This window comes from Aquimarina sp., assembly GCF_977115655.1.
Genome location: NZ_CDSBKO010000035.1, coordinates 46693 through 61651 on the forward strand (window position 1 = coordinate 46693; position 14959 = coordinate 61651).

Annotated in this window: 10 protein-coding genes; 5 read left to right on the forward strand and 5 right to left on the reverse strand. The window is 33.9% G+C overall.

The window, feature by feature from the left end:
* Window positions 1–38: 38 nt before the first annotated feature.
* On the reverse strand, window positions 39–392 hold the full coding sequence (locus ACZIYX_RS14730) for a hypothetical protein (RefSeq protein WP_462683014.1): 354 nt from the start codon (window positions 390–392) through the stop codon (window positions 39–41).
* Window positions 385–1359: a polyprenyl synthetase family protein gene (locus tag ACZIYX_RS14735; protein WP_462683015.1), complete on the reverse strand. Its 975-nt coding sequence runs from the start codon at window positions 1357–1359 to the stop codon at window positions 385–387. The genes ACZIYX_RS14730 and ACZIYX_RS14735 overlap by 8 nt, the downstream gene beginning before the upstream one ends.
* 174 nt (window positions 1360–1533) lie before the next feature.
* Here ACZIYX_RS14735 and ACZIYX_RS14740 point away from each other — a divergent pair, with 174 nt between their 5' ends.
* The 4 genes from ACZIYX_RS14740 to ACZIYX_RS14755 are packed head-to-tail and all read left to right on the forward strand — an operon-like array spanning window position 1534 to window position 8190.
* A complete protein-coding gene (locus ACZIYX_RS14740; protein WP_462683016.1) occupies window positions 1534–2133 on the forward strand; it encodes a TetR/AcrR family transcriptional regulator in 600 nt (199 codons plus the stop codon).
* Between the two features lie 5 nt (window positions 2134–2138).
* The gene (locus ACZIYX_RS14745) at window positions 2139–3509 is read left to right on the forward strand and encodes a TolC family protein (protein ID WP_462683017.1); all 1371 of its coding nucleotides are present in this window, start codon (window positions 2139–2141) and stop codon (window positions 3507–3509) included.
* 6 nt (window positions 3510–3515) lie between these two features.
* Window positions 3516–4682: an efflux RND transporter periplasmic adaptor subunit gene (locus ACZIYX_RS14750; protein ID WP_462683018.1), complete on the forward strand. Its 1167-nt coding sequence runs from the start codon at window positions 3516–3518 to the stop codon at window positions 4680–4682.
* Window positions 4683–4689: 7 nt separating this feature from the next.
* On the forward strand, window positions 4690–8190 hold the full coding sequence (locus ACZIYX_RS14755) for an efflux RND transporter permease subunit (protein ID WP_462683019.1): 3501 nt from the start codon (window positions 4690–4692) through the stop codon (window positions 8188–8190).
* A 109-nt stretch (window positions 8191–8299) separates the two neighbouring features.
* On the opposite strand, the gene ACZIYX_RS14760 is transcribed toward ACZIYX_RS14755, so the two are convergent.
* The 3 genes from ACZIYX_RS14760 to ACZIYX_RS14770 all read right to left on the reverse strand — a co-directional run bounded on the left by ACZIYX_RS14760 (window position 8300) and on the right by ACZIYX_RS14770 (window position 12280).
* The gene (locus tag ACZIYX_RS14760; protein WP_462683020.1) at window positions 8300–9481 is read right to left on the reverse strand and encodes a hypothetical protein; all 1182 of its coding nucleotides are present in this window, start codon (window positions 9479–9481) and stop codon (window positions 8300–8302) included.
* Window positions 9482–9615: 134 nt separating this feature from the next.
* Window positions 9616–11550, reverse strand: a complete 1935-nt coding sequence (locus ACZIYX_RS14765; protein WP_462683021.1) for a tetratricopeptide repeat-containing sensor histidine kinase — start codon at window positions 11548–11550, stop codon at window positions 9616–9618.
* 1 nt (window position 11551) lies between these two features.
* Entirely contained in the window at window positions 11552–12280 is a 729-nt protein-coding gene (locus ACZIYX_RS14770) for a LytR/AlgR family response regulator transcription factor (protein WP_462683022.1), read from the reverse strand.
* A 218-nt stretch (window positions 12281–12498) separates the two neighbouring features.
* On the opposite strand from ACZIYX_RS14770, the gene ACZIYX_RS14775 reads away from it, so the two are divergent.
* Entirely contained in the window at window positions 12499–14754 is a 2256-nt protein-coding gene (locus tag ACZIYX_RS14775) for a B12-binding domain-containing radical SAM protein (protein WP_462683023.1), read from the forward strand.
* Window positions 14755–14959 lie beyond the last annotated feature (205 nt).

Consider the following 14959-nt stretch of genomic DNA (forward strand, 5'->3'; position numbering starts at 1 on the left):
TTATATTTTATTTCATAAATTCTTGACAAATACCTTCCTCATCCCCTATTTCTATACCATACTTTTTGCCATTCTCTTTTTAAAATCAAATAGGTAACGTATTCTGCTATATTTATACTGCTTTCTGAATCCAGCTGTCTTATTTCTTTTTCAGAAACATCAACAGCATATAATAAATTAAGAAATTCATTAAAATCATTATGTAACTTCTCCAGAAGTAAGCTTGCTATTTCTGAAAACAATTGCCGGGGTTTTTCGCTTTTAATAACATGATCCATCCCGGCACGGTTCAAATCCTTTTGTATCTGGGCAATAAATTGAGGATAAAAATCTGATTTACAGATTTCTTCTATCAATTGTTTTCCAGTTGCAAGGTTATAGGATTCAGACACTTCTATTCATTAATTTTTCTCCAAACAATCGTAACATTGTTTTCTTGTCTTCTGTAATAGAAAGATTATCCAGCACTGCAAACGCCTTTGCTGTATATTTTTCTATTTCAAAACGGGTTTGTTCCTTTGCTCCTGTAGTTTCAAAAATATGTTTTACTGCACTTATTTTTTCAGAAGGATCTTCGGGATTAAGAGAAAATAATCCTGTTAATTGTTTTTTCTCATCTTTATTGGCAAATTCCAAAGCTTTTAAATACAGGATAGTTTTTTTATTTTCGATAATATCTCCTCCTACTTGTTTACCAAAAGTTTTGGGATCTCCAAATGCATCCAAATAATCATCCTGAAGCTGAAATGCCAATCCTAGCAACCTTCCAAAATCATAAATGGACTCTCTGCAACTTTCTGGAGCATTAGCTATAATAGCACCCATTTTCATAGCTGCACCAACCAAAACGGCTGTTTTATACTCGATCATTTTGATATATTCAGAAATTACTACATCATCCCGGGTTTCAAAATCAATATCATATTGTTGCCCTTCACAAACCTCTATAGCTGTTTTGGTAAATAAGGCAGCCAGTTCTTTAAAAGTATCGCTTTCATAATTTTCGAATAGTTGATATGCATTAATAAGCATAGCGTCTCCAGAAAGGATTCCTGTATTTATGTCCCATTTTTCATGAACTGTCTCTTTACCCCGCCTAATAGGAGCAGCATCCATAATATCATCGTGTATTAGCGAAAAATTATGGAAAATCTCTATTGCCAGTGCTGCATCCAGAGCTTTTTTATAAGAACCCCCAAAAGTTTCGGAAACCATCAAAACCAGTATTGGCCGCAAACGTTTACCTCCAAGATTAAGAATATAAGATATAGGTTCGTACAGATTTTTAGGCTCTTTGGCAATAATTTTTTTAGATAAATACTCTAAAAAACAGGCTTGATAATCGGAAACTGTATGCACAATATTTTTTTGTGCTAAAGTAATCCAAACTTTTAAAAAAAAGAAGCTAATACTTTATGCCTCTCAAAACATCTTCAAAATTAAAATGAGTGTTAAAAAAATGTAAAACTTTGGAAACTTTTATTGTTTTTAAAGTTTCCGAATGTACATTTACCGAAAAATAATGATGCCCGAATGAAAGAAAAAATAATAGAAAAAGCCAACGATCTATTTCTTAATCTTGGCTTTAAGAGTGTGACCATGGATGATCTTGCTACCGAGATGGGCATTTCTAAAAAAACAATCTACACTCATTTTCAAAATAAAACAGAATTAGTTAAAGCAACTACAGATCATTTATTTTGCTGTATATCTGATGGGATAGACACAATCATAGATCAAAAAAATGGTCCTATAGAGGAGTTATACGAGATAAAATCTTTTGTGATGCACCATTTAAAAAACGAAAAAACGTCTCCGCAATATCAGCTTCAAAAATACTATCCAAAAATATATAGCGCCTTAAAATCCAAACAGTTTGACGTAATGCAGGAATGTGTTATAGATAATCTGGAAAGGGGTATCAAATCTGGTGTTTATAGAAAAAATATGGATATCCATTTTATCTCACGAATTTATTTTGTTGGAGCTATAGGAATAAAAGATCAGGACACGTTTCCTATGCAGCAATTTCCTATGACTAAACTTATGGAAGATTATCTGGAATATCATATTAGAGGAATTGCCACCGAAAAAGGACTAGAAATTTTAAACAATCTACTAACAAAAGAGTAATATTTATGAAAAACAACCTTTGGTTAATCTGCCTTGGTTGGTTAATTACAACCACAATATCAGCCCAACAAGAACCACCTGCAAATTCAACCTATTCTTTCACTTTGGAGGAAGCGATAGAATTTGCCTTAGAAAACAGCTATCAATCTATCAATGCAAGACGTGATGTTGCAAAAGCACTAAAAAGAAAATGGGAAGCGACCGCAGATGGTCTTCCGCAAATCAATGCTGCGGTTAATTATCAAAATCAATTAAAACAACCTGTCACCCTGCTTCCCGGCGAAGTAACCGGTGGTGAACCCGGTACATTTGTTCCTGTGGTTTTTGGCACAAAACAACAAGCTTCGGCAACTGCTACATTAAGCCAGCTAATTTTTGACGGGTCATATCTGGTGGGGTTAGAAGCAGCAAAGAGTTTTTTACAATATAATAATGATGTGCAAGAAAAAACGCAGCTCGAAGTTCGTAAAGGAGTTATAAATGCCTACGGCAGTGTACTTATCTCTCAGGAAAGTGTAAAAATCCTTAAAAACAATTTAGAGACCCTGGAAAAAAACTATCAGGAAACAAAAAAGATTTTTGAAAACGGTCTGGCAGAAGAAGAAAACGTAGAACAACTACAGATAACCTTGTTACAAATCACTAACCAGCTTAGTAATGCCCAACGATTAGAAAAAATAGCCATGCAAATGTTTAGCCTGGCCATAGGCGTAAAAAATCTGGATTCGAATATTGTGCTCACAGAAACATTAGAGGGACTGGCTTTAAAAAACATGGATACCTCTATTGTTACCAACCCTTTCATCATAGAAAACAATGTAGATTATAAACTGGCGTATCTTCGTACCGAACAAACCAGATTAGAATTAAAATTAGAAAAAAGCAGGGCTTTACCATCTTTATCTGCTTTTGTAAACTATGGTACCTCTGCGTATGATAATGATTTTGTATTTTTTGACAGCGAAACCAAATGGTTTCAATCCTCTATCCTGGGAGCGAGTTTAAATATTCCTATTTTTAGTTCTTTCAAAAGAAGTGCCAGATCAAAACAGGCAAAAATAGCGAACGAGCAATCTAAAACAGATTTTACCAGAGCACAACAAGAGATACAACTTAAATACGATAATGCCGTAAGCAACTATAAGTTTTCGTTGGAAAGCTACGACACTGCAAAACAAAATCTAACATTGGCAGAACGAATCGAGAAAAAAAATCAAATTAAATATTCTGAGGGGCTCGCCAGTAGTTTTGAATTAAGACAAGCTCAATTACAATTGTACTCATCTCAAAACGAAGTACTAACCGCTATGCTAGATATTATTAATAAAAAAGCAGAATTAGAAACGATTATAAATACTCCAAAAAACAACAACTAATCTACCATGAAAAAGATACTTTATATAGTAACTATATCACTTCTCATCTTATCGTGTGGGAAAGATAATGCCAAATCTATCGAAAAGATTATCGAAGAAGGCAACTTACAAGCTTTGCGTTCTAAAAGAACCGAAATAATAGCACAACAACATGAGGCAACTAATAAACTAAAACAATTAGACGAGGCAATAGCTGCTTTGGATTCTGTTAAAAAACTGCCTTTGGTAACTTCTATTACGGTAAGAGATACCTTGTTTAATCACTATCTGGAACTACAAGGAAACGTAGAAACCAAGAAAAACATAGTTTTGTATCCCGAAATGAGCGGGATTTTAACAAGGATCTATGTTGCACAAGGTCAAAAAGTAACCAAGGGTCAATTACTTGCCAGAATAGATGATGGCGGGCTTAGCCAACAATTATCACAAGTAGAAGTGCAGGCACAATTGGCTAAAACCACTTTTGATCGCCAAAAAAGGCTTTGGGAACAAAAAATAGGGTCTGAAATTCAATTTCTGGAGGCTAAAACAAATTTTGAAACACAACAAAACGTGGTAAGCCAAATTAAACGCCAATTGGCAAAGACTACTATAAACGCTCCTTTTTCTGGTGTTATAGATGATATTATAACCGAACAAGGAAGTGTGGTGTCCCCCGGGCAAACCCCTGTAATACGAATTGTCAACCTAGACGATATGTATATCGAGACCGAGGTGCCCGAAAGATATATTTCCAGTATTACTGTTGGCAAAGATGTAGAAGTGTTTTTTCCGGTTCTGAACAAAACAATTACCACAAAAATTCGTCAGGTAGGAAATTATATCAATCCAAACAATCGTTCTTTTATGGTAGAAGTAGGTGTCCCATCCAATGGTGGTACCATAAAGCCAAATCTAACTGCCAAAGTAAAAATCAATGATTATACGAACCAAAAGGCAATATTAATTCCACAAAGTATTATTTCTGAAAATGCAGAAGGAGATCAATATGTCTATATTACTTCGGATAAAAATGCAGAAAATATTGCAGAAGCAAGAAGAGTAATAATAAAGACGGGGAAAACACAAGGGGATCTAATTGAAATTACAGAAGGCATCCAAAATGGGCATGCTGTAATTAGTGAAGGTGCCAGAAGTGTAAAAGACGGTCAGAAAGTTAAAATTTTAAACTAACCCATCTATGGAAGTCAATAAAAAAAAGGTAGATAAGGAATTTAGGCTATCATCCTGGGCGATAGACAATCCTACTATTATATATGTAATGATTGCTATATTTCTTGTATTAGGGCTCTCTGCATATTTTTCTATGCCAAGGGAAAACTTTCCAGAAATAAACGAAACCAAAATCTATATTAGTGTCCCTTACCCGGGCAACACTGCAGAGGATATCGAGCGTTTGATTGTAGACCCTTTAGAAGATAAGCTAAAAAATGTAAGTAATGTAGTAAAAATTCTTTCTACCTCGCAGGAGGACTATGCTATTATCACGGTAGAGTTTGATGAAGATCTTAGTGTACCCCAAGCTAAGCAAAAGGTAAAAGATGAAGTAGATTCTGAAAAAGCAAATGAAGATTGGCCTACTTTTAATGGTGCAAAAGTAGAGCCTAATGTTTTTGATTTAAGCATTTCTGAAGAAACTCCAATCATGAACATTAATATCGCAGGGGATTATCCCGTAGATAAACTAAAACAGTTTGCAGAGTATCTTGAAGATGAAATTGAAGATCTTCTTGAAATTAAAAAAGCAGAAATTCGTGGTGCTCAGGAAAAAGAAGTAGAAGTTGCGGTAGATATTTATAAAATGATGGCTGCAAAAGTTAGTTTTGACGATGTCATTAATGCAATTCGTAATGGTAACATGACAATGTCTGCGGGTAATATGATTACAAGCGGGCAAAGACGTACTATACGAATCCTGGGAGAAATAGAAAAACCATCACACCTTAATGATTTTGTTGTAAAATCTCAAAACGGTGCTGTTTATCTTAGGGATATTGCCGAAGTAAAGTTTAAAGATGAGGACCAAACTACTTTTGCCAGAGAGTTTGGGCATAATGTGGTAATGTTGGACGTTATGAAACGTTCTGGAAAAAACATGATCGAAGCGGCAGAAAAGATAACCCTGATTATAGAGGATGCAAAAGAAAACGTATTCCCAAAAGACCTTAAGATATCGGTTGCAAACGACCAATCTGAGAAAACAAATAATCAGGTAAGTGATTTGGTTAACAATATCATATTTGGTATTATCCTGGTGGTAGGAGTACTAATGTTCTTTTTAGGTTTTAGAAATGCCTTATTTGTTGGTTTTGCTATACCAATGTCCATGTTTATGTCCTTTATGATATTATCTGCTTTGGGGTATACTATGAATACCATGATCCTTTTTGCGTTGATTATGGGATTAGGAATGCTGGTGGATAATGGTATTGTTGTGGTAGAAAATGTATATCGTTTGATGGAGGAAGAAGGTATGTCCAGAATCGAAGCTTCTAAAAAAGGTATTGGCGAAATTGCGTTTCCTATCATCATATCAACCTTAACTACGGTAGCTGCCTTTGTTCCGTTAGGGATGTGGCCTGGTGTTATGGGGCAATTTATGATCTATTTCCCGATTACATTATCTGTAGTACTTGGATCCTCTTTATTTGTAGCCATTTTTATTAATGCTATGCTGGTATCTCAGTTTATGCAAATAGGCGAAAAAAAACTGACCCGTAAACAATTAATACGCTTAAGTATTATCCTGGGAGGTATAGGGACATTTATCTTGATTTTTGGCGGAGCAGTACGAGGATTGGGAAGCCTTATGATCTTTACTGCAATCATGTTCTGGTTGTACAGATATGTATTAAAAGGCGCAGCAAATTTCTTTCAAAAAAGGATTTTAGCCTGGTTAGAAAATCAATACCAACGATTTTTAAACTTTGCTCTAAAAGGATGGAGATCTTATACTATGGTTATAGGTACTTTTATCCTGTTGGTTGTCGTATTTGCAATGTTTGGAGGATCTATTGGCAGCCAACGCACCAAAGTAGAATTTTTTCCGGATAACAAACCAAACCAGATTGTGGTATATGTAGAGTACCCGCAAGGGACCGATATTGATAAAACCAATGCCATTACCAAAGAAATCGAGCAAAGAGTATATGCTGTTATAAATGACAAAGAATATGTAGATGGCGAGAATTATAATTTCTTGGTAGAGTCTGCCGTTTCGCAGGTAGGAGAAGGTGCAGGAAACCCCCAAACAGATGGAGGAAGTAATGCCGAGATGCCCCATAAGGCAAAAATTACTGCTACCATGAGAGAGTTTAAATACCGAAAAGGAAAAGACTCTGAGGTATTGCGCCAAAAAGTGCAGAACGCCCTAAAAGGAATCTACCCTGGTGTTGCTATTTCTGTAGAAAAAGACCCTGTAGGGCCACCTGCCGGATATCCTATAAATATAGAAATTGAAGGTCCGGATTATGACGAATTGATTACCCTGGCAGAGAAAATGCGAAATTTTATCAATGAAAAAAGCATACCTGGTATAGAGGAATTAAAAGTAGATGTCAATAAAGGAAAACCTGCTATGCAAGTTGTAGTAGATCGCGAAAAAGCAGGAGAACTTAATGTTGCCGCTGGACAAGTTGGTAACCAATTACGTAGATCTATTTTTGGAGAAAAAGCAGGGGTGTATAAAAAGGATGGAGAAGATTATGATATCTATGTACGTTTTAATGAAGAAAACAGATATAATACCAGTGCGCTTTTTAATCAAAACATTACTTTTAGGAATCAGGCAACAGGAAAGTTACAGGAAATTCCTATTTCAACAGTAGCAACCCAAAAAAACACCTCTTCTTTTAGTGCTATTAAACACAAAGCTGCCAAGAGGGTGGTAACGGTATATTCTGGTCTTCAGCCTGGTTTTACAGATGCAGGGGCAATTGTATCCCAGATAAAGACCGAAATGGCTAGTTTTTCAGAATTACCAAGGGGTGTAAAAATTGATTATACCGGGCAGATAGAAGAACAAGGCAAACAAATGTCATTCTTAATGGGTGCCTTCTTTTCTGGATTAGGACTTATTATGTTAATTCTTATTTTTCAATTTAGCTCTATTTCAAAGCCCACTATAATAATGATTGCGATTTTCTTGAGTTTTATTGGGGTATTTGGAGGTATCTTAATTACAGGGGCTTCTTTTGTGATTATGATGACCATGATGGGGATTATATCGCTTGCAGGAATTGTAGTAAATAACGGGGTTGTACTATTAGATTATACGCAACTTTTAATAGATAGAAAAAAAGCAGAACTTAATCTTTTAGAAAAAGAACTTTTACCTAATGAGGAGGTAATGAAAATTATTATTAAAGGAGGTAAGGCACGTTTAAGACCAGTATTGCTTACTGCTATTACAACGGTATTGGGTTTAATACCTCTGGCAATAGGTTTTAATATTGATTTTTTCTCTTTGTTTTCGAGTTTTGATCCCAAAATTTATTTAGGAGGAGATAATGTGATTTTCTGGGGCCCATTGGCCTGGGCGGTAATTTATGGGTTAATCATAGCTACATTCTTAACTCTTATCATTGTACCCTGTTTATTTTATATTATACACAGGTTTAAAGTAAGGATTAATAAAAAGAACGTTGCAGAAGTACCGGTTACTACGGCGGCCACTGCTTAGCAGGTTTAAAATTGATTTAAAAAACAGGCAGTATTCTAAGGGAAAACCAAAGAATACTGCCTGTTTTTTTAAACTCTATCTTACTTTGATACTATCTTAAAAGATCCTATTATTCAATAATTTTGGCAGTTATATGTAATCTTGCTGGTTCTAATAAATCATCTATCTCTTGATTATACCTTAGTCTGGGATAAAACACAGCGGTTGTTTTATAGGTTCCTTTTGGAAAAGCAGTACCTGCAATCCTAGCTCTTACCTCTGCACTTTCTCCTGGTATCAAACCCACAGCTGGCAAAATTCTATTTACCCTAATTACATTTGTTCCTAAATCAGGATCCTGATTTTCCTGAGCATCGGCTCTTCCATACACAAGTATATGGTTTCCTTGATTAATCCATTTTGTAATCACAAATGATTGCGGGCTCCCTTCTTTTATATCGGGTATAGCTACCGATGTTGTTTCTACTATAAGAGGGTTGACTACGTCTACAATTACAGAAGTAGTTTTAAATCCTTCATTATCCCGATCCTTAACTTCCAGAATAAAAGAATTAGGATATTTAAAATCTATGCTTTTACCTTGCGCAGGATATTCATTATTAGTACTACCTGGTGTTTGTGAAGAGTCTTGGTAATAATAAAGTTTTGTGCCATCATAAGTAATTGTTGGCACCAGATTGGTAAAATCTGTTCCTGCGGGCACAAATACATATATCTTATCCATACCTGCACCATCTACTATTCTAGAAATCTCTATATCATCAGGCAGGCTTGGATTTTTGCTTTTTTCAAAAGTGAAACTTGTTATTTTTAAAGTTTCAGATACCACTATTGGTTCTTTTGTAATACTTACATTATAATGCAATAATTCTTCTTTGTCCCCTACTGCATTATGGATAACATATACGTTTGTTTTTCCTTCTGCGTACGATAATTTTACATCATTACCAGGAGAGACACTAAACCTACTTAAATTAAGCTGTTTCGATGTAATTAAAGCACTTATATTATCCAAAACCGTTGTACCGGGTACTGTAATATTAATCGCCCCATATTTAACCTCCTTATTATCAACGATCTCGGGATCAATTATATCTACTGTTATTGGTTGTATACTAAGTAACGGAAAAGCAGAAAGTTTTCCGTCCTCTATTTTTATTTCTTCTACGAGTATTATACCTGGATCTTCTGTAAGTGAAACAGGGTTATCATCGCCAGAACTACAACCAATCATAATACTTATAAATAAAATAGCGCTTCCTACTCTTAATTGTTTAAAAATATTCCTCATTTTTAATTTCCTTTAAATGGATTATTAATCAAAGCTACCATACAATACTATCGTTTCTAAATTAATCTGGTATAGCGTCCTATTTATTTGGTAAATGAACTATAAAAAAGGGTGAACTGGTTTCTTTTTATTTGTTACGCTATATCAAATTTAATAATATAGCATGCTCCCGGATTAGAGGTTATTTCTACAGAGCCTTTAATTTGCTTGGTAAGTCCTTGTATAAGTTGCATTCCTAAAGATGTACTATCCTTCATTCTAAAACCTTCTGGAAAACCAACTCCTGTATCTTTTATTGTTAGTAAACAGGTTTCTTCTTTTTTGGATGCTTCTATACTAATATGGCCACTTGGCGACTTTTCAAAAGCATACTTTATACTATTAGCAATAATCTCATTAACAATTAACCCGCACGGTACCAGATAATCCATATCCAAATTAATGTTATCTACGGCAGCGCTTATTGTGATATTTTGTTTGGGCAGATCATAACTTGTCTTAAAATAATTTAACAAATTATCTAAATACGTCTGTAAATCAATAAAAGACAGATCACTGGATTTATAAAGTCTTTCGTGAATAATAGCCATCGCTTGTATTTTATTTTGAATCTCTTGTAAAATCTCTTCAGAAGATTTATGATCTCCAAACTTATGCTGCAACCTTAATAAACTGGAAACAATCTGTAAATTATTTTTCACCCTATGATGTACTTCTTTCAATAGTATCTCGCGATCTTTTAGGGTTTGTGATATTTTTTTGTTTTTTTCTGCCAGGATCGTATTGGTTTTCTTTTTATTTCTATACGCGTATAGCATTGTTAACGATACTACCGATAGTGCAACTAACCCTATTACCAATAAAAATCTGGCAATTCGATGGCTCTTATTTTCTAAGGCTTTTATTTGGTTCTCCCTAGTTAGTAGTTGTACTTCTTTCTCTTTACTTTCTATATCAAATTTTGCTTGTATTTCTTTAAGTTGTTTATGTTTTTCTTCATTAAACAACGAGTCTTTAATTGTATTATATTTTAGTAAATATTGATATCCTTTTTTATATTCTTTTTCTCTACTATAATAATCCTGAAGAGATTCATATACTTTTAACAATTGTGGTAAAGCATTTGTAGCTAAAGCTGTAGACAAAGCTTTATCGTAATGTAATTTTGCTTCTTTTGCCTCTCCAAGTTTTTCATAGATATTAGCTAATCTTAAATATTCTGAGGCATTTTCATTTACTTTACCAGTATCTAATCTTAGTTTTAGAGATTTTTTTGCATACACTAATGCTTCTTCCAATTTGTTTTCCTCTTCAGCTATGGCAGATAAATTACTCAATCCAACTATAACTGTTTGGGGAACATTTGTTTTTTCTGCAACCTCAATAGACTCTTTTAATATTTTTTTTGCTTTTTCAAAATCTTTTTGGCGCATATACATTTCTGCTACCGCTACTAATATACTGGCTCTGTGTTCTGCATTCCCTATCTTTTCTGATAGTTTTAATGCTTTATTATAATACAGTAAACCATTTTCATCATCTTTTAGCCTACAAGAATATAACGAGCCTATATTACCTATAACTCCTACAAGAAAGCTCTCTTCTTTTTGGGTTTCATAAATCGTAACTGCTTTTAAATAATGGTCAAGTGCCTGGTGATAATCTCCCTTTTTTATATGTACTAATCCTATGTTTTGATGGCTTTTGGCAATACCCAACTCATATTGTAACCCTTTAGCTATCTCTAATGTTTTAGTATAATAAAATAATGCTTGTTCATAATCAGCCCTTGCATTATATAACCTACCTAAAATAAAATAAAAATAGCCTGCATTTTTAGACCTCTTGTCTTCTAATAACTCTAATCCTTCCAGGGCGTATTGAAGTGCCTTTTCTGTCTCTGAGTTACTATACTTAAGGGTTAGCTCTTTATATATCTGTATTTTTTCTTTCTTAGAAACGGTTTCCAGTTTTTGAATTAAACTATCTGTTTGCCCTAATAATGAAAGATGTAAGAGCAAGAAAAACAACAAACTACTTCTCTTTAAAAAACATATTATTATCCTCATCCTATAAAATATCCAATCGTTCTAATAGTTGACTTTTATATGCTTTACTTATAGGTATATTGTTGGCTCCAATACAAACAAACCTGGTCTCTATTTTATCAATTTTTTCTAATGCAACAATATAGGATCTATGAATTCTTAAAAATTTATCTTCTGGTACTTTTTCATAAAATTCTTTTAAAAACATATTGACCACTATCTTTTTATCCTTAGTGATAACCTGAGTATAATTATCCATTGCTTCGACCCATAAAATATCTTCTATTTTAACTTTTGTTAACTGTGATTTGTCTTTGATAAATAACGTGTCACATAATTTATTTTTAGCTACAGAGGGTACTACATTTTTATTTTCTAATTGCTTTTGTAAAGCTATTTGTATAGCAAAAGACAGTTCTTTTACCTTAAAAGGTTTTAACAAAAAACCAAAAGGTTTGCTCTGTAAAGCCTCTTTAAAAGTAGTATCATCATCATAAGCGGTAAGAAAAACAACTGGTGTTTTATACTTTTTATAAATCTCATCTGCTGTTTCAATACCATTTTTATCTCCAGAGATATTAATATCCATTACAACTATATCCAGTATAGTTTCTGCCATATACTTCATCGCTTCTTTATAACTATCTGCTATACCAACTACAAAATAATCCAGTTTTTCTAAACTGATTTTAATATCTAATGCAATTGAAAATTCATCCTCAACGATTAGTACCCTTTTATTTTTTATCATAAAAAATGAGCCTCTTAACTTTAGGCACAAAACTATCCAAATACAAACTCATTAGACACAAAAAAATATTAATATTTCTTTAAACCCGAATTATGTGTTAAAAAATCTACTATCTCTAAAAAACGCAACAGGTATTTAGCCCGCCCCTTCTTTCATTTCGACACAAGCTTTAGAAAATAAAACTCCACAATGTGAATTAAAAACATAGGATAATATGCATGAATACACCACCAAATTTTCGACTATCTTTGTCCCTCTTAAAGTTTAAAAACACATTGTTGAAAGATCTTTTACTTATAACACCTCCATTTACACAATTAAATACGCCTTATCCAGCAACGGCTTATTTAAAAGGTTTTTTGAACACTAAAAACATTAGTGCTCACCAAATGGATCTTGGTATTGAAGTTATCCTGGAGTTGTTTTCAAAACAAAGCTTGCAATTTATGTTTATGGAAGCTTATGAAAACCATAAAATAACCTCAGCAAATTGCCAGAGAATTTATGCTTTAAAAGACGATTATCTAGCCGTTCTGGATAATGTTATTCTATTTTTACAAGGAAAGAATCAAACTTTTGCACGGCAAATTTGTACAGAAAATTTTTTACCAAAAGCCTCTCGTTTTGAGCAGTTAGAGGATATGGATTGGGCTTTTGGCTTTATGGGCATTCAAGATAAGGCAAAGCATTTAGCTACCTTATATCTCGAAGATCTATCTGATTTTATTATTGAATGTATTGATGAAAATTTTGGTTTTAGCAGATATGCTGAACGTTTAGGGCAAAGTGCCAACTCCTTTGATGAACTGTATAACTACTTACAATACGACACCACACATATTGATAATATTACCTTACAAATTCTGGAGGAAGAGCTAAAAACAACGCAACCAAAATTAGTCTGTTTTTCTGTTCCTTTTCCCGGAAATTTATACAGTGCATTTAGATGTGCGCAACATATAAAAGCAAACCACCCGTATATTAAAGTAGCAATGGGTGGAGGTTTTCCTAATACCGAGTTACGGTCTGTTACAGATGTTAGGGTTTTTGAGTTTTTTGATTATATCACTTTAGACGATGGGGAGTTACCAATAGAACTGCTGCACCAGCACCTATGTCATACTAAATCGGATCAAAGTGCCGAATTTAAACGCACCTTTGTTCTGGAGAACAATAAGGTCGTATATAAAAATACTTCTTCTAAACCAGATTACAAACAAAGCGAGATTGGCACTCCGGATTATTCTGATTTATTACTCGACAAGTATATTTCGGTAATTGAAATTGCAAATCCAATGCATAGTCTGTGGAGTGATGGCAGATGGAACAAACTCACCATGGCGCATGGTTGTTACTGGGGAAAATGTACCTTTTGCGATATCTCTCTAGATTACATAAAAATCTATGAACCTATTGCGGCTAAACTTTTGGTGGATCGCATGGAAGAATTAATCTCTCAAACCAATGAAACCGGCTTTCATTTTGTAGATGAAGCTGCTCCTCCTGCCTTGATGAAGGCTTTAGCTTTAGAAATTATAAAACGAAAACTTATAGTGACATGGTGGACCAATATCAGGTTCGAAAAAAACTTTACACAAGACCTTTGCTATTTATTAAAAGCATCTGGCTGTATTGCAGTTTCCGGGGGGCTTGAGGTTGCTTCAGACAGATTATTAGCATTAATCGATAAAGGGGTAACGGTAGAACAAGTAGCACGGGTAACCCAAAACTTTACGCAAGCCAACATCATGGTACATTCTTATTTAATGTATGGGTATCCAACACAAACCATTCAAGAAACTATAGACAGCTTAGAAATGGTGCGTCAACTTTTTGAAACAGGAATATTACAATCTGGATTTTGGCACCAATTTGCTTTAACCGCCCATAGTCCTATAGGTTTACAACCTTCAGACTATAGCATTAATCCAAACTATAAAGAAATTACATTTGCCAATAACGACATTGCTTTTACAGACCAAACAGGAATTGATCATAGCAAATTTAGCTTTGGCCTAAAAAAATCCCTTTTTAATTTTATGCATGGTATTGGTTTTGAACTGCCGCTTCAAGAATGGTTTGATTTTAAAATTCCGAAAACACAAATCAAAAAAGATTATATTTTTAGTTGTTTAGAACAAGAACCTAATTTTAGCATAAAACCTACTGCAAAAATAGTATGGTTGGGAGGAACACCTTTTGTTACGGAACAATCTAAAACTAAAAAAGGGGTGACCTGGCACTCTCTTCAATTAACTTTTCATGACAAAAGAGAGACTTTTCAGATCAGCCTAGAAAAAGATAAAGGCGAATGGTTTTTACAGGCCTTGCCTAAACTTTCTCCTAAACAGGATAAGCTTGCTTCTTTTGCACAACTTAAAGCAGATTTTGAAACTAATTTGGACTGTTTTGAGCTGTTCTGGTTTTCTAAACCTATACAAAAACTAAAAGAGTTTGGTTTGTTGGCAATATAAACCCGTTATTCTTTTTAATGTTTTGTATTCCTTCAGGACACTTATACCATTTTAACTTTGAAATAGTGCGTATAGAAATTGAATTTATTTTTTAAGTATTCAAGGCAAAAAGCTTGTGCCAGACTTAATCTGGCATCAAGCATAGCTGTAGTTACGGTTATATTTTTTAACGAAGAACAGATGAAAAAGAAATAATTTATTAGTG